Consider the following 16,131-nt stretch of genomic DNA (forward strand, 5'->3'; position numbering starts at 1 on the left):
CGTCCGCCGAAAGATCCTCAGCAGGCCGTCCCCCGCGGCCCCGGCCGGAAGGTGACCATGCCCGTACCCCTGTCCATCCTGGACCTCGCGCCGGTCACCTCCGGTGGCACGGCCCGCGACGCGCTGCGCGACACGATCGACCTGGCCCGGCGGGCGGAGGAGGCCGGCTACCACCGGTACTGGCTCGCCGAGCACCATCTCGCGCCCGGCGTCGCCAGCTCGGCGCCCGCGGTGCTCATCGGCCTGGTCGCGGCCGCCACCCGCCGAATCCGGGTCGGTTCGGGCGCCGTCCAGCTCGGCCACCAGACGCCGCTGGCGGTCGTCGAGCAGTTCGGCACCATCGACGCCCTGTACCCCGGCCGGATCGACCTCGGCCTGGGCCGTTCCGGACAGCGCGGCGCCGAGCTCGCCCGGGCCGCGACCGCACCACCGCCTGAGCGTCCGGCGACCGTCGTCGACGGTCTGCTCATCCCGTCCCCGTTCTCCTTTGCCTCGCTGACGAAGTCCCCGCTGTTCGCCCTGTCCCGCGCGTTGCTGCAGCAGCCGGGCGCCCAGTCACCGGACTTCGCCGACCAGGTCGATGAGATCATCGCGCTCCTGACCGGGACCTACCGGTCGCCGGACGGCCATGAGGCGCACGCGGTCCCCGGCGAGGGCGCCGAGCCGCAGCTGTGGATCCTGGGCAGCAGCGGCGGGCAGAGCGCCCAGGTCGCCGCCGAGCGCGGATTGCCGTTCGCCGCGAACTACCACGTCAGCCCGGCCACGGTGCTGGAGGCGGTGAACGCCTACCGGGAGGCTTTCAAACCGTCCGAGGGTCGCACCGAGCCGTACGTCCTGGTCTCGGCCGACGTCGTCGTCGCGCCGGACGACGACACCGCCCGCCGGCTCGCCTCTCCCTACGGGCTGTGGGTCCGGAGCATCCGCAAGGAGCTGCGGGCCATTCCCTTCCCCACGCCGGAGGAGGCCGCCGCCCACGAGTGGACGGCGGAGGACCGGGCGCTGGTCGCCGACCGGATCGACACCCAGTTCGTCGGCTCGCCGGCGACGGTCGCCGAACGCCTCCGGGTGCTCCAGCGGGTGACCGGCGCCGATGAGCTCCTCGTCACCACCATCACCCACGACCACACCGACCGGGTCCGCTCGTTCGAGCTGCTGGCCGAAGAGTGGAACGCGTGAGCCGGGCCCGGCACCGGAGAGAAGGAGTCTCGGCATGACCGCGGTGCGACTGGAGCTGCGTCGCGTGTACGGCGCGTATCCGACGGGTGTGACGGTGGTGGCGGCGTTGGCCGGTGGGCGGCCGGTGGGGATCGCGGCGAGCTCGTTCGTTCCGGTGTCGCTGGATCCGCCGCTGGTGTCGGTGTGCGTGGCGCACACCTCGACGACGTGGCCGTTGCTGCGGGGGCTGCCGCGGATCGGGATCAGTGTGCTGGGCGCGCATCAGGAGGAGGTGGGGCGGCGGCTGGGCGCGCGCGGTGGTGACCGGTTCGCGGGTGTGGACTGGCGGGCGACCGTGGACGGGTGCGTGCTGATCGAGGGCGTGGCGGCGTGGTTCGAGTGCACGATCGAACAGCAGGTGCGTTCGGGTGACCACGACATCGTGGTGTTCCGGGTGCGGGATCTGGACGCCCGCCCCGAGGTAGCGCCGCTGGTCTTCCACGCCAGCGGCTTCCGGCGGCTGAGCCAGGCATGAGGAGGAGTCCTTCCGTGAGTCGAAGCACGTGGGTGTCCGCCGCCGTACTGGTCGTCGCCATCGGGACGACGGCCGCGTGCGGTTCCGGCGGCGATACCGGTGGCGGTGGCACCGCCGGTCCCAGGACCGGCGGCACGCTCACCTTCGCGGTGGGGTCGGACGCCGGCTGCGTGGATCCGCAGCAGGTCGGCAGCAACGACACGATCTACTCCGTACGCCAGCTCGTGGACTCGCTGACCGACCAGGACCCGTCGTCGGGCGAGATCGTTCCCTGGCTCGCGCAGAGCTGGCAGGTCAGCCCGGACGCGCGGACGTTCACCTTCCACCTGCGGCCCGGCGTGACCTTCAGCGACGGCACACCGCTGACCGCCCAGGTCGTCAAGGCCAACTTCGACGCCGTCCCCGGGCTGGGGGCGCTCGGGATCCTGGCGGAGGGCTACCTCAGCGGGTACACCGGCACCACCGTCGTCGACGACCGGACGGCGAAGGTGACGTTCAGGCAGCCGAACGCCCAGTTCCTCCAGGCCACGGCCACGCACTCACTCGGGATCGTCGCCGAGTCGAGCACCCGGAAGTCGCCGCAGCAGCGGTGCTCCCAAGGCGTCGTGGGGTCCGGTCCGTTCGTGCTGGCCAAGTACGCGCCGAACCAGGAGATCACGCTCGCCAGGCGCCGGGGGTACGCCTGGGGGTCCTCGCTGTGGCGGAAACAGGGCGAGGCCTACCTGGACCGGCTCGTGTTCAAGGTGCTGCCCGAGTCGGGCGTACGGACCGGCGCGCTGCAGTCCGGGCAGGTCGGGGCCATCGGCAGCGTCGGGCGCTCCGACGAGGCCGCGCTCAGGGCGTCCGGCGTCCATCTGCAGGCCCGGGCCAATCCCGGGGTCGTCTTCGGGCTCAGCCCGAACAACGCCCGGTCCCCGCTGAACGACGAGAAGGTACGGCAGGCGATCTCACTCGCGATCGACCGCCGGCAGATCGCCGAGACCGTCTTCCCGGCCGGCACCCGGCCCGCCACCAGCGTCCTGGCCCACACCACCCCCGGCTACACCGACCTCGGAACGCTCCTCGCCTACGACCGCGCCAAGGCGGCGTCGCTCCTCGACGAGGACGGATGGACGGCCGGGAGCGACGGCGTCCGGCAGAAGAACGGCACGGCACTGCGGCTGACCGCCACCTGGTTCTCGAACGCGGCCACCAACCAGCCGACGCTCGAGCTGGTCCAGCAGCAGCTCAAGGCCGTCGGCGTCCGGCTCGAGCTCAAGGAACTGCCGATCGCCCAGCTCGTCCAGGTCCAGCAGAGCGGCCGGTTCGACCTGGTGTGGGGCAACGTCACCCGCGCCGATCCGGACATCCTGCGCAGCTCCTACTCCACTCACCTCGCGAACTTCTACAAGCTGCCCAAGACCGGGCTCGACACGCTCCTGGACGGGCAGGCCGCCGCGGCCGACCCGGCGAAGCGGCGCCCGCTGGTGGCACAGGCACAGCAGGAGATCGCCCGGCACGCCTACGTCATCCCGGTGGTCGAGTTGCAGACCGAGTTGGGAGTGGCGAAGAAGGTCCACGACCTGCGATTCGACGCGTCGAGCCGGATCCAGCTGCACGACACCTGGATCGGCTAGCCGATGCGCCGCTACGTGCTGAGACGTCTCGCGCAGGCGGTCGGGGTGCTGTGGGCCGCCTACACGGTGTCGTTCCTGGTGCTCGACTACCTGCCCGGCGACCCGGTGTCGGCGATGGCCGGCCAGGGGGCCGACCAGGGGACCGTCGACCACGCGCAGCTCGCCCGGCTGAAGGCGCAGTACGGATTCGACAAGCCGGTACCGGTCCAGTACGCCGACTACCTCGGGAAGGCGGTGCGCGGCGACTTCGGCGACTCGGTCGCCACCGGCCGGTCCGTCACCTCCACCATCGCCGAGGCGCTTCCGCAGACGCTGGAGCTGACCGGCACCGCGCTGGTGCTCGCGCTGATCTTCGGAGGCGGGCTGGCGCTGCTGGCGACCTACGCCCCGCTGCGCCGGCTGCGGCAGGCACTGCTGGCGCTGCCGCCGCTGGGAGTGTCCGTCCCGACGTTCTGGGTGGGGCTGATGCTGGTGGAGCTGTTCTCGTTCCGGGTGCACCTGTTCCCGGCCTTCGGCAACGATGGGGTGCGCGGACTGGTCCTGCCGGCCGTGACCCTGTCGATCCTCAGCGGCGCGATGATCGCCCAGGTGCTGTCCAAGAGCCTGTTCACCGCCCTGGGCGAGCCGTACGTGCAGACGGCGCGCGCGAAGGGCGCCGGGTGGGTACGGGTCCACCTCGGGCACGCGCTCCGCAACGCGTCCCTGCCCGCCCTGACGGTCGTCGGGGTGCTGGCCGGGCAGCTCATGGCCAACTCCGTGGTGGTCGAGACCGTGTTCTCCCGCAACGGCCTCGGACGGGTCACCGCGAGCGCGGTCGCCACGCAGGACCTCCCGGTGGTCCAGGGCGTCATCGTCTTCGGGTCGCTGGTCTTCGTGCTCGTCAACCTGGCCGTCGACCTGATCTATCCCCTGCTCGACCCGCGGATCGTCGTGGTCGGCCACAGCCGTTGGAGACTCACATGAACCGGACACCGGACGAGGACCTCGTGGCCGAGGCCGCCCTCGGCGGCCCGGTCGGGCACGGTACGGGGAGCGGGACCGCGTACCGCCGGTTCGACGTCGCGCGTACGGGCCGGTTCCTGCTGCGCCGCCCGGGGCTTCTCCTGTCGATCCTCCTGGTCGCCGCGGTCTGCGCGGCCTCCTTCGGACCCGGCCTGTTCACCGCGCGCGATCCCCTCACCGGGACGCCGTCACAGGCGTTCCGGCCGCCGAGCGCGGCGCACTGGTTCGGCACCGACGAGCTCGGTCGCGACCTGTACGCCCGGGTCGTGCACGGCGCCGCCCTCTCGCTGAAGGCGACGCTCATCGCGGTGGCGGTCGCCTTCGTCCTCGGCGGACTGCTCGGCCTGCTCGCCGGGTTCGTCGGCCGCTGGGTCGAGGACGTGCTGATGCGGTTCGTCGACGTGCTGCTGTCCATCCCCGCGCTGTTCCTGTCGCTGGCCATCGTCACCGCGCTCGGCTACGGGACGGTCAAGGTCGCGATCGCCGTCGGCGTGGCGAGCGTGGCCACGTTCGCCCGCGTGATGCGGGCCGAGGTGCTGCGGGTGCGCCAGGCCGTCTTCGTCGAGGCGGCCCGTTCCTGCGGAGTGCGCTGGTCCGGCGTGCTGGCCCGCCACGTGCTGCCCAATGCGATCGGCCCGGTCCTGGTGCTGGCCACGCTGGACTTCGGGACGGCGATCCTCGCGGTGTCCGCGCTGAGCTTCCTCGGCTATGGCGCGGCGCCACCGGCGCCCGAGTGGGGCACCCTGATCTCCGAGGGGCGCAACTACCTCGCGAACGCCTGGTGGATGACCGCGCTGCCCGGGCTGACCATCGCGACGACCGTGCTCGCCACCAACCGGATCGCCCGCGCGCTGGACGGCGAGTTCGCGAGGGCCACATGAGCGAGGTACCACTGCTGGAGATCCGGGGACTGACCGTCTCCTACCGCACCAGGACCGGCCGGCTCACGGCCGTACGCGGCGTCGACCTCGACGTACACCCCGGTGAGATCGTCGCGCTCGTGGGCGAGTCGGGGTCCGGCAAGAGCACGACCGCCCACGCCGTTCCCCGGCTGCTCGCCGACAACGCCGTCATCGACGCCGGGCGGATCCGGTTCGCCGGCCAGGACCTCACCCGGCTGCCCGAACGCGCGCTCCGCGCCGTACGCGGAGTGCGGATCGGCCTGGTGCCGCAGGATCCGACCGTGTCACTGAACCCGGTGAAACGGGTCGGCGAGCAGGTCGCGGAGGTGCTGCGCCTGCACGGCCTGGCCACCCGCCGCTCGGCGTCGGCGGCCGCGGTCCAGGTGCTGGAACGCGCCGGCCTGCCCGACCCGGAGGTACGCGCCCGGCAGTACCCGCACGAACTGTCCGGCGGCATGCGGCAGCGCGCGCTGATCGCGATCGCCGTCGCCGCCTCGCCGGAGCTCATCGTCGCGGACGAGCCGACCAGCGCGCTGGACGTCACGGTGCAGCGCCGGATCCTCGACCATCTCGAGCACCTGACCGGCGAACTCGGCAGCGCGGTCCTCCTCGTCACCCACGACCTCGGCGTGGCCGCGGACCGGGCACAGCGCATCGTCGTCATGTCCCAGGGACGTGTGGTCGAGGCCGGTCCCACCCGAAGGATCCTCGACGACCCGCAGGACGCGTACACCCGCCGGCTGCTGCGAAGCGCGCCGAGCATCACCGCCGTCCGGCCACGCGTCCGGCCGGCGAGCGCCTCCTCGTCCGGCGCCTCTTCGTCCGGTACAGCCTCGTCCGGCACAGGCTCGAACGGCACGGCGCCGCTGGTCGTCGCCGAGCATCTCGTGAAGGAGTTCCCGCTGCCGCAGGGGCGGGGCGCCGCGCGTACGGTGCGGGCCGTCGACGACGTCGGCCTCACCGTCCATCGCGGCCGGACGCTGGCCCTGGTCGGTGAGTCGGGCTCCGGCAAGTCGACCACGGCGCGTCTGGTGCTGCGCCTCGCCGAGCCGTCCTCGGGGCGGATCGTCTTCGACGGCGAGGACGTCACCGCCGTCGGCGGCGCGGCGCTGCGGCGGCTGCGGCGCCGCGCCCAGCTCGTCTACCAGAACCCGTACGCCTCACTGGACCCGCGGTTCTCGATCGGTGAAGTGATCACCGAGCCGCTGCGGGCCTTCCGGATCGGCGACCGGGCCTCCCGCACGGCCCGCGCGCGGGAGCTGCTCGACCGGGTGGCCCTCCCGGCCGCGACACTGGACCGCCGGCCGGCCGAGCTGTCCGGCGGGCAGCGTCAGCGGGTCGCGATCGCCCGCGCGCTCGCCCTCGAACCCGACCTGGTCGTGTGCGACGAGCCGGTCTCGGCGCTGGACGTCTCCGTCCAGGCCCAGGTGCTGGAACTGCTCGCCGAGCTGCAGGCCGACATGGGCGTGGCCTACCTGTTCATCTCCCACGACCTCGCCGTCGTACGGCAGATCGCGCACCGGGTCGCCGTGCTCAAAGACGGGCGCGTCGTCGAGACCGGACCGACCGAGCAGATCTTCGGCACCCCTGCACACCCCCACACCCGCGAACTGCTGGCCGCCATCCCCGGCCGGAGAGCACGCGCCGGAACCGCCCCCGGGCGCACGTCGACTGGAGGAGCCGAGATGACCACCGCCGGAACCGACGCATGACCGCGATCCGTTCGCTCTCCTTCCTCACCCCCGGTAACTATCCCGACGACGACCCGTACGCCGGGCTGGAGGCGACGCTCCGGCTGTTCGAGTTCGGCGAGCGCGAGGGCTTCGACGGCGGCTGGATCCGGCAGCGGCACCTGGAGCACGGCGTCTCGTCGGCGGCGGTGTTCCTCGCGGCCGCGAGTCAGCGCACCACGCGCATCGAACTGGGGACCGCGGTGATCCCCATCGGCTACGAGAATCCGTTCCGGCTGGCCGAGGACCTCACGACCGTCGACGTGCTCGCCCGCGGCCGGCTGCAACCGGGGTTCAGCACCGGGATGCCGCACGCCGACCTGCTGGGTGACCTGGTGCACGACGGCGACTGGCGTTCCTACGACCTGTCGTACGGGCGGATCGGCCGGCTGATCGACAACCTGCGCGGCGACCACCTCGGCGGCCCGGACACCGTCATCCACTCGCCCGGGAACGTCCAGCGGCCGCGGCTGCAGCCGCGGAGTCCGGGACTGCTCGACCGGATCTGGTACGGCGGCGGCAGCCTGCGGTCCGTCCGCTGGGCCGCCGAGCACGGGCTGAACCTGCTGACCGGGAACATCGTCCAGGGGGAGGGCGGCGACGACTTCGTGACCGCGCAACTCGCGCTGATCGCGGAGTACCGCCGCCTCCTGCCTCCGGGCCGGCCCGGCCGGGTGGCGCTGGGCCGGGTCGTCGTGCCGCTCGACGGCGCGGACGCGGCGACCCGGGAACGCTACCGCCGCTACGCGGCGAGCCGGCACGAACGCACCCTCAAGCCACAGGGGGAGCGGCGGATCCTCTTCGCGCCCGACCTGGTCGGCACGGCCGAAGAGATCGTCGAACGCCTGCGCGCCGACCGCGCCGTGGCCGCGGTCTCCGAGCTGCGCCTGGAGCTGCCCTACGAGTTCGACGAGCGGGACTACGCGCAGATCCTCCGCGACGTCCGCACGCTCATCGCGCCGGAGCTGGGCTGGCGGCCCGCCGAGGACGTCCGGTGACCGACGGCGGCCGCCGGCGCGGGCCTCGGCCAGCGGCCCCCTTCGTCCCGCCGGATCCCCGGGCGTGGGCTACCGGCCGCTGTAGGCGTAGTGGCTCTCCTCGCTCTGCGGTTCGTGCCGCAGCCGCTCTCCCTCGATGTCGAGGTCGGGCAGAACGCGGTCCAGGCGGCGGGGCAGCCACCAGGCGGCGCGGCCGAGCAGTGCCATGACGGCGGGTACGAGCGTCATGCGGACGATGAAGGCGTCGATGAACACGCCGATGGACAGGGCGAAGCCGATGGACTTGATGATGGGGTCCGGTGTGATCATGAATCCGGCGAAGACGGAGATCATGATGACGGCGGCGGCGGTGACCACGCGGGCGTTGGCGCCCAGTCCGTTGATGGTGGCCTGACGCGGGCTGTCGCCGTGGACGTGGTCCTCGCGCATCTTCGAGACCAGGAAGACCTCATAGTCCATGGCCAGGCCGAACAGGATGCCGATCAGGATGATGGGCAGGAAGCTGATCAGCGGGCCGGGGGTGTCGACGCCGATCAGGGAGGCCAGGTGTCCCTGCTGGAAGACGGCCGTGGTGATGCCGAAGGTCGCCCCGACGGTCAGCAGGAACCCGGCCGCGGCCTTGAGCGGTACGAGGATGGACCGGAAGACCAGCATCAGCAGCACGATCGACAGGCCCACGACCAGCAGCAGGTAGACGGGCAGGGCGCTGGAGAGCGTCTCGGAGATGTCGATGCCGACCGCGGTCGTGCCGGTCAGCGCGACATCGGCGCCGTGGACGGCGGCCACCCTGTCCCGGATGGCGTGCACGGTGTCCTCGGTGGCGGCGTCGCTGGGGCCGGTGGTGGGGATGACGGCCACCAGGGCGGTGGTGCCGGCCTGGTTGAACCGGGCGGGGGCGACGGCCCGCACGCCGTGGACGCCGCCGATGAGGGTGGCGGTCTGCTGGGCGGCGGAGCGGGCGGCCGCCGGGTTCTGGCCGGAGACCACGGCGATGAGCTGTCCGTTGAAGCCCTTGCCGAACCCCTCGCTGATCAGGTCGTACGCCTTGCGCTGGGCGGACTCCTTGGCCGCGGTGCCGGAGTCGGGCAGCGCCAGGCGCATGTCGGTCACCGGCAGGGCCAGCGCGCCGAGCGCCAGCACTCCGGCCAGCAGAATCGGCACGCGCGAACGCGTGACGATCCGGCCCCACCGGTACGCGAACCCCTCCTTCTCGTGGGCGCCCACGCGGCCGGCGCGGTGGCGGCGGGGCAGGACCCGGGCGCCGGCGAAGGCCAGCACCGCCGGCAGCAGGGTGAGGGCGACGAACACGGCGACCGCGACGGTGGCCGCGGCGGCCAGGCCCATGGCGGCCAGGAAGGGGATGCCGACCACCGACAGGCCGGCGAGGGCGATGACCACGGTGGCGCCGGCGAAGACCACGGCCGATCCGGCGGTGCCGATCGCCCGCCCGGCCGCCTCGGGGGCCGCCATCCCGTCCAGGAGGTACTGGCGGTAGCGGGAGGTGATGAACAGTGAGTAGTCGATGCCGACGGCCAGGCCCAGCATCAGCGCCAGTATCGGAGTGGTGGAACTGAGCTGGATGACGCCGGTCAGCGCGTACAGCCCGGCCATCCCGACGCCGACGCCGAGCAGCGCGTTCAGCAGGGTCATCCCGGCGGCCACCAGGGAGCCGAGGGTGATGAGCAGGACGACGGCGGCGATCAGCACGCCGATCCCCTCGGTGGCCTCCCCGCCCCCGTTGTTCTTGGCGACGTCGCCGCCGACCTCCACCCGCAGGCCGCCGCCCTCGCGCGCGATCTTCTTGTACGCGGTGCGCTGAGCGTCGGTGATGTCGGCGATCGGCGCGGCGAACTGGACCTGGACGAGGGCGTAGCGGCCGTCGGGCGAGACCGACCGGGCCTGGAAGGGGTCGGTGGCGGCGACCACGCCGGGGATCGCGCCGGCCTGCCGGACGATCGGCGAGACCTGTGCCTCGGTCAGCCTCCCGCCCGGTGGGGCGGCGACGACGATGGTGCCGGTGGCGCCGCCGGCGGCGGGGAACTGCTCCCGCAGGGCGTCCAGCGCCCGCTGCGACTCGGTTCCCGGCATGCGGAAATCGTTGGTCGTCGAACCGCTGAACGCGGCCGCCGCCCCACCCAGCACCGCCAGCAGGAGCAGCCAGACGGCGATGACCCGGCCGCGGCGCCGGAAGCACACGCGGCCGAGCCGGTAAAGCAGACTCGCCATGAGAGGGAGGCCTTTCGTTCTTCGAGATCGGGCAGAGCGGCAGCGGGGAACGGCCGCGCGGTACGGACTCGCGGTCCGGGTGGGGAGCGGTCGGGGCGATCAGGTGGGTCGGTGACGGCCGGGATGAGGGGCTCAACCGCGAGCGCGGCCGATCGTCCGCAGTGCGGTGCCGATCAGCGCCTCGCGCAAGGTCTCGTCGTCCAGCGGCAGATCGGCGGCACCGGTGACGAACATGCCGCCCAGGGTCATGAGGGCGGCGACGTCGTCCTGCGGTTCGGACGAGCCGCCCGCCATCGCGACGACGAGCCGCCGCCCGATGCCGTCCACGCCCTGGAGACGGAGCTCCGGGAGAGCGGCGGCGTCGGACATGTTGTCGAACAGCAGCTTGAACTCCTGCCGGAACCGTACGGCCAGGTCGGCGACCCCGCAGACCGCCGCCTCCGGGATCGCCTCGCCGGCCAGGCCGGCCAGCCGACCGTCCAGCGCGACCAGTTCCTTGCCGACCGGCAGCAGCAACTCGGCCAATATCGCCTCCTTGTTGCTGAAGTGGTACAGCAAGGACGCCTTGGAACAGTCGACGTCCGCGGCGATGTCGGCGAGAGACGTCCCACGGAATCCGTGTTGGACGAACAACGTCAACGCGGAGGCGAGGAGCCGGTCGCGGAGTCCAGTGGATGACCGGGACATGTATCCACCTTAACTGTCCGATCGGTCAGAACTGACCGATCGGACAGGAAAAGGCTGTGGCCTTGATCACCCGCGCTGGCGAGGTCCGGGGACTATTTCTCGCTCTCCCGGTCGAGCTGCTCTTCCAGCTCAGCGAGAAGGCGGCGCTCCGCGGGGGAGAGGTCGGCGTAGGAGGTGATCCGCTCCGGGTGCGGCCGTCCGGGCGGCCTGTGGGGTTCCTGGCGGGCCGCCGCGGCGCGCAGGGCGAAGTACGCCTCGGGACTCGGCCAGGCGTACGCGCCCATCAGCATCATGCCTGCCTGGAGGTAGCGCATGATCCGCCGCAGGGCCCCACTTTCCCGATCTTCTCTTCGCATGCAGGGCCCTTCGGTGACGAGATCCTGCACCCGAGCGTCGCCGGACGGGCTATCCGGCCGGTCGAGGATCGCTGGACCCCGGCGGGCCGCCGGCGAGAGGTCCGTCCGGGGCCCTGGCTCACGTCTCGGTCGAAGGGGGTGGTGCGTCTTCGGCGTACGTCCGGAGGCCGCGCAGGAGGAGGTCGATCCCGAATGTGAAGCGCGCGTCGAAGTCGGTGTCGAAGAGGGCGTCCGCCATCCGATGGACATGGGGGAACCTGTCGGCGGGCAGGGACTGCAGGTAGCCGCGGAACATGTCCATGATCTGGTCGGGCGGCAGGTCCTCGCCGATCGGGGACGCCACCCCGAGGCCCTCCTCGAAGGCGAACGCGCCGACGTACAGGCCGAACACGTCACCGAGGTAGGCGATCGTCTGGTCCGGGATGCCCACCGGGGTCAGCAGCTGGAAAAGCCATTCGGTGAAGCGGGCGATCGTCGGGCCGGAGGGGATGCGGCCCAGGGAGATCCGAGCGATGTCCCGGTGGTGGTTCATGAGCCCGCGCATCTGGCCGGCGAGTTCTTCGAGCTGCTCGTACCACCGCGACGGGTCGGGTTCGGGCAGCCTGATCTCATCGGTCACCCGCTCATGGAGGAGCTGGAGCAGCTCGTCCTTGTTGCGGACGTGCCCGTAGATCGAGGCCGGGCCGGTTCCCAGCTCGTCGCTCACCCGGCGCATCGACAGGCCTTCGAGGCCCTCCCGGTCCAGGACGCGAAGGGCCGCGTCCAGGATCGCCTCGCGAGTGAGGGGTATCCGCGGAGGCTTGGCGGCGGGCCGCCACCCGGGGGTGGGCAGACCGTCGGGCTCCTGCTCATCGCCGGCGGCCGGGCCGCCTCGAACAGATTCCATAACTTGATCATTGTACCTGCTCAGAACGATGTTCCTATTCAAGATATGGCTTGACGCTCCTCATCGCCTGGGCAAGAATGACGTTCGTCAACTGAACAGTGTTCGCCTCGAGGAGAGGCAATGGTCAAGAACTCCACCCGATCACTCGCCGCGATACCGGCGGGCCGCCGCACCAAGTGGCTCGTGCTCGCCGGCTGGCTCGTCGTGTTCTTCCTGCTCGGCTCGATGGCGGGCAAGCTCACCGACGCGGAGAACAACGACGCGACCTCGTTCCTGCCGGGGAAGGCCGAGTCCACACAGGTCTTCAAGCTCCAGAAGCGTTACTTCAGCACCAACACCTCGCTCGCTGTGATCGTTTACGAGCGCCCGGGCGGGATCACCTCCGCCGACCGGGAACGCGCCCGAACGGACGCCGCCGCCCTGGCCACGGCCAAGGGGGTGAAGGGGCATGCCCAGGGGCCTCTCCCGTCGAGTGACGGACAGGCGCTGCAGACCCTGATCCCCGTCGACGATCTGAAGGTCGTCGACTTCGACGACGCCGCGCACAAGCTTCTCAAGGGCGCGCCCCCGGGACTCGCGGTCCACGTCACCGGCCCCGCGGGTGTGGCCGGCGACCAGTTCCGGGTGTTCCAGAACATCTCTGGCATCACCGCGCTCGCCGCCGGGATCGTCGTGATCGTGATGCTCCTGCTCATCTACCGCAGCCCGTTTCTGTGGGCGGTGCCGCTCTTCGTCGTCGGTACCGCACTCGCGGCGACGATGGGAATCCTCTACCTGCTCGCCGAGCATGCCGGGCTGACGGTGAGCGCCCAGACCGCCGGCATCCTGCCCATTCTGGTCTTCGGCGTCGGCACCGACTACGCCATGCTGCTGATCGCCCGCTACCGCGAAGAGCTGCACCGGCATCGCGACAAGCACGAGGCGATGGCGCTGGCACTCCGCCGGTCCGGACCGGCCATCCTGGCCAGCGCCGCGACCGTGGCCTGCGGAATGCTGTGCCTGATGTTCGCCGAGCTGAACTCCACCGCCGGATTCGGCCCGTCGTTCGCCATCGGCGTCGGCCTCGCGCTGGCCGCGATGACGGTTCTGCTGCCCGCACTGCTCGTCATCCTGCCCCGTGGCGTCTTCTGGCCCCGGGTGCCGCGTTTCGACGCGAAGTACGAGGACCCCGACGCCTACGAGACCGAGCACGGCTTCTGGGCGGGAGTGGCCCGGAAGGTCGGCGCCAGGCCCCGGCTGATCTGGGCGGTCACCACGTTGGTGCTGATCGCCTTGACCCTCGGCCTCACGTCACTGAGGGCGAACGGCCTCTCCAACGAGGGCCAGTTCGTCACCAAGCCCGACTCGGTGGTCGGCGAGACCGTACTGGCCCGCCACTTCCCGGCCGGAACCGGAGCGCCGGCCGTGGTGATCGGCGACGCCGCCCGATCCACCGAGCTGCACGACGCGATCGCCCATACCCCGGGGGTGGCGCCCGACCAGGTCGCCTCGACCGGGACCGCCGGAGGCTACGTCCAGTACAACGCCGTGCTCACCGATCCGTCCGACAGCCCGGCGGCGCGGCGGACCATCGAACGGCTGCGCACCGCCGTGCACCAGGTGGGCCGGGCGAAGGTCGGCGGACCGACCGCCTCGCTCATCGACACCCGCAGTGCCGCGACGCACGACAACAAGCTGATCATGCCGATCGCGCTCGCGGTGGTGTTCGTGATCCTGATCCTGTTGCTGCGGGCCGTCGTCGCGCCCCTGCTCATGATGGTCACCGTGGCGCTGTCGTTCCTGGCCTCGCTCGGGGCCAGCGCGTTCCTCTTCGACAAGGCCTTCGGGTTCCAGGGCGAGGACACGTCCTTCCCGCTGGCGGCCTTCGTCTTCCTGGTGGCCCTCGGTGTCGACTACAACATCTTCCTCATGACCCGGGTAAGGGAGGAGTCGCGGATCGGCGGGACCAGGCACGGCATGTTGCGCGGGCTCACCGTCACGGGAGGGGTGATCACCTCGGCCGGACTGGTGCTGGCGGCGACCTTCGCGGCGCTGCTCGTCCTGCCGATCGTGGGCACCGCCGAGATCGGCTTCGTCGTGGCGTTCGGTGTCCTGCTCGACACGGTCATCGTCCGGTCGCTGCTGCTGCCCGCCCTGGCCATCGACCTGGGCAGGCGGATCTGGTGGCCCAGCCGGCTGGCGCGCTCCGACGCCCCGGCCGAACGGGCCGACCTGCCGGTCTCGAGCGCGTGAGCCGACCCCATCCGTACGCGGCGAAGGCCCGGCAGGTCCGGGACCTGCCGAGCCTTCGCCGCACACGCGCCCATGACGAAGCGGCGCTCTCCGACCGAACGGGCGGCGCTGAGAACCGACCAGCCCTGATCACCCGGAGGTGGGGATCAACCGGCCCGCCCCGACGGGCACGGCGGGTCCCGTGCCGATCGTCTGGGGCTTGATGAACTCCTTGTTGAGCCGTTCGCGCGCGTAGTGACGCGTGAGCGCGTGAAGTCGGTAGGTGGTCTGTTGTCCTTCGGTGCCGGTCTCGAGCAGGTGGCACGTGGCGAGTTGGATGAGCTGGGCCTCGGCGGCGTCCGGCGGAATACCGACCAGGCCGGCGGTGGTCTGGGCGGTGAAGTCGTCCGGGGGCAGGAGGCTGAGGAGACGGAACGTCGAGCGCTGCTGCGGGGTGAGGCAGTTGTAGCCCGCGTCGTATCCCGCGCGGAGGTCCAGCTCGGCGTACTGGAAGTGGTCAAGGGGATTGAGGCTGGTCTCGATGAGGTCGGCCATCTTCTTCAGGGACCAGGTGCGCGCCGTGACGAGACGGGCGCCCATGGCGCGGATGGCCAGGGGGAGATGGCCGCACAGGTCGGTGATCTTGTAGGCCTGGTCCTCCTCGGCCGCGACGCGCGGTCGCCCGATCATGTGGGTGAGGAACTGCAGCGATTCGCAGGGATCCATCGGGCCGAGTTCGACGCCGTGCAGGCCCGGGATCGTGTGCTGGGTCCACTGGCTGGTGATGATGACCGCGCATCGGGGCGTGGCGGGGAGCAGGGCCTTGATCTGGGACGCCGAGCGGACGTCGTCGAGAATGATCAGCACGCGTCGCCGGTTGCACCAGGTGCGGAAGAGCTTGGTCCGTTCGGTGAGTGCGGCGGGGATGTGCTGGTCGGAGATGCCGACGGCGCGCAGAAAGTCGGCGAGCACGTCGGCCGGGTCCGCGGGGTCGCACGAGGCGCCGTGCAGGTCGGCGTAGATCTGGCCGTCGGGGAAGGCGCTCTGGTGCAGATGCGCCACGTGCAACGCCAGCGCGGTCTTGCCGACCCCGGTCATGCCGCAGATCGCGATCGTACGCGCCGTGGTGCCGTTGCCCTGGCGGGTCGTCAGGTACTGGTGCAACTGCTCGACGGTGCCGGCCCGGCCGGTGAAGTCGGGTATGTCGGGCGGGAGCTGCGCCGGTGTCCGCAATGGGGCGGGGGAGGGGCGCCCGGTCCCGGTCTTTTCTCTCCGGTCGGCGCCGCCGGCGGCTGTGCCGTTGCCCGCCGCGCCGCCCTGCGGACCGGTCCGGGCCTCGACCCCGCCCGCCCTGCCCTCGTCGGTGGCCCGGCCGTTGCTCGGCTCACCGCCGCCGCGGCCGGACGCGCCGTTGGCCGACCGGGAGGTCGCGCGGCCGGTGACCGTTCCGCCGCCGGGGACGAAGGGCGGGGAGGCATAGGCCGGGGTGGTGGCCCGGGCGCTCGCGGAGGCGCGTTGCGCGATGGTGGCGCGGGCCGCGGTGCTGCCGGGGCCGGCCTGGATCGGGCCGGAGCCACCGTTCCTGCGCGCGGATCCGTTGACCGCGGGATCGGGGGCGCCATGAGCGCCGGTGACGCGGGCCGCCGCGCCGACGGTCGGTGTGATTCGGCCGGCCGCGCTTGCGTTCGGGCGAGGGTCCCGGACCTCGGGACCCTTACGGGGGAAGGGCACCTGGTCGGCGGGTTCGGTGGTGTCGGCGGTGAGGAGTGCTTCGTGGAGGCGTTGCATGGGGGCGGAGGGTTCGAGGCCGAGTTCGTCGATGAGGAC

The 16,131-nt window shown here is 71.8% G+C and carries 13 protein-coding genes; 8 read left to right on the plus strand and 5 right to left on the minus strand.

Features of this window, described 5'->3' with window-relative positions; all coding sequences use genetic code 11:
- The first annotated feature begins 57 nt into the window (after nt 1–57).
- Genes AB0L00_RS32260 through AB0L00_RS32290 form a run of 7 tightly spaced genes read left to right on the plus strand, consistent with a single transcriptional unit; the run spans nt 58 to nt 7,938 of the window.
- A complete protein-coding gene (locus tag AB0L00_RS32260) occupies nt 58–1,176 on the plus strand; it encodes an LLM class flavin-dependent oxidoreductase (RefSeq protein ID WP_364440844.1) in 1,119 nt (372 codons plus the stop codon).
- A gap of 34 nt (nt 1,177–1,210) precedes the next feature.
- Nucleotides 1,211–1,690 (plus strand): flavin reductase family protein, encoded by a 480-nt coding sequence (locus tag AB0L00_RS32265; protein ID WP_364440845.1) that lies wholly within the window; start codon nt 1,211–1,213, stop codon nt 1,688–1,690.
- A gap of 14 nt (nt 1,691–1,704) precedes the next feature.
- On the plus strand, nt 1,705–3,306 hold the full coding sequence (locus AB0L00_RS32270; protein WP_364440846.1) for an ABC transporter substrate-binding protein: 1,602 nt from the start codon (nt 1,705–1,707) through the stop codon (nt 3,304–3,306).
- 15 nt (nt 3,307–3,321) lie between these two features.
- Nucleotides 3,322–4,269: an ABC transporter permease gene (locus tag AB0L00_RS32275; RefSeq protein WP_364440848.1), complete on the plus strand. Its 948-nt coding sequence runs from the start codon at nt 3,322–3,324 to the stop codon at nt 4,267–4,269.
- Nucleotides 4,266–5,189: an ABC transporter permease gene (locus AB0L00_RS32280; RefSeq protein ID WP_364440850.1), complete on the plus strand. Its 924-nt coding sequence runs from the start codon at nt 4,266–4,268 to the stop codon at nt 5,187–5,189. The genes AB0L00_RS32275 and AB0L00_RS32280 overlap by 4 nt, the downstream gene beginning before the upstream one ends.
- Entirely contained in the window at nt 5,186–6,922 is a 1,737-nt protein-coding gene (locus AB0L00_RS32285) for an ABC transporter ATP-binding protein (RefSeq protein WP_364440852.1), read from the plus strand. Before AB0L00_RS32280 ends, AB0L00_RS32285 begins: the two co-directional genes overlap by 4 nt.
- Complete coding sequence (locus tag AB0L00_RS32290) at nt 6,919–7,938, plus strand: LLM class flavin-dependent oxidoreductase (RefSeq protein WP_364440853.1); 1,020 nt, start codon at nt 6,919–6,921, stop codon at nt 7,936–7,938. Before AB0L00_RS32285 ends, AB0L00_RS32290 begins: the two co-directional genes overlap by 4 nt.
- Nucleotides 7,939–8,007: 69 nt before the next feature.
- On the opposite strand, the gene AB0L00_RS32295 is transcribed toward AB0L00_RS32290, so the two are convergent.
- The 4 genes from AB0L00_RS32295 to AB0L00_RS32310 form a co-directional block, all read right to left on the minus strand.
- Nucleotides 8,008–10,164 (minus strand): MMPL family transporter, encoded by a 2,157-nt coding sequence (locus AB0L00_RS32295; RefSeq protein WP_364440855.1) that lies wholly within the window; start codon nt 10,162–10,164, stop codon nt 8,008–8,010.
- A 132-nt stretch (nt 10,165–10,296) separates the two neighbouring features.
- Nucleotides 10,297–10,851, minus strand: coding sequence for a helix-turn-helix domain-containing protein (locus AB0L00_RS32300; RefSeq protein ID WP_364440857.1), 555 nt, complete (start codon nt 10,849–10,851; stop codon nt 10,297–10,299).
- A gap of 92 nt (nt 10,852–10,943) precedes the next feature.
- The gene (locus tag AB0L00_RS32305; protein ID WP_364440859.1) at nt 10,944–11,207 is read right to left on the minus strand and encodes a hypothetical protein; all 264 of its coding nucleotides are present in this window, start codon (nt 11,205–11,207) and stop codon (nt 10,944–10,946) included.
- Nucleotides 11,208–11,325: 118 nt separating this feature from the next.
- Nucleotides 11,326–12,093 carry a TetR/AcrR family transcriptional regulator C-terminal domain-containing protein gene (locus tag AB0L00_RS32310; protein ID WP_345359249.1) on the minus strand — a complete coding sequence of 256 codons (768 nt, stop codon included), beginning with the start codon at nt 12,091–12,093 and terminating at the stop codon, nt 11,326–11,328.
- 120 nt (nt 12,094–12,213) lie between these two features.
- On the opposite strand from AB0L00_RS32310, the gene AB0L00_RS32315 reads away from it, so the two are divergent.
- The gene (locus AB0L00_RS32315) at nt 12,214–14,325 is read left to right on the plus strand and encodes an MMPL family transporter (protein ID WP_364440861.1); all 2,112 of its coding nucleotides are present in this window, start codon (nt 12,214–12,216) and stop codon (nt 14,323–14,325) included.
- Nucleotides 14,326–14,454: 129 nt separating this feature from the next.
- Here AB0L00_RS32315 and AB0L00_RS32320 read toward each other — a convergent pair.
- Nucleotides 14,455–16,131, minus strand: a 1,677-nt coding sequence (locus AB0L00_RS32320; protein WP_364440862.1) for an NB-ARC domain-containing protein, incomplete at its 5' end; no start/stop codon positions are given.

Origin of the sequence: Actinoallomurus sp. NPDC052308 (assembly GCF_040679195.1) — a bacterium.
Lineage (GTDB): Bacteria > Actinomycetota > Actinomycetes > Streptosporangiales > Streptosporangiaceae > Actinoallomurus > Actinoallomurus liliacearum.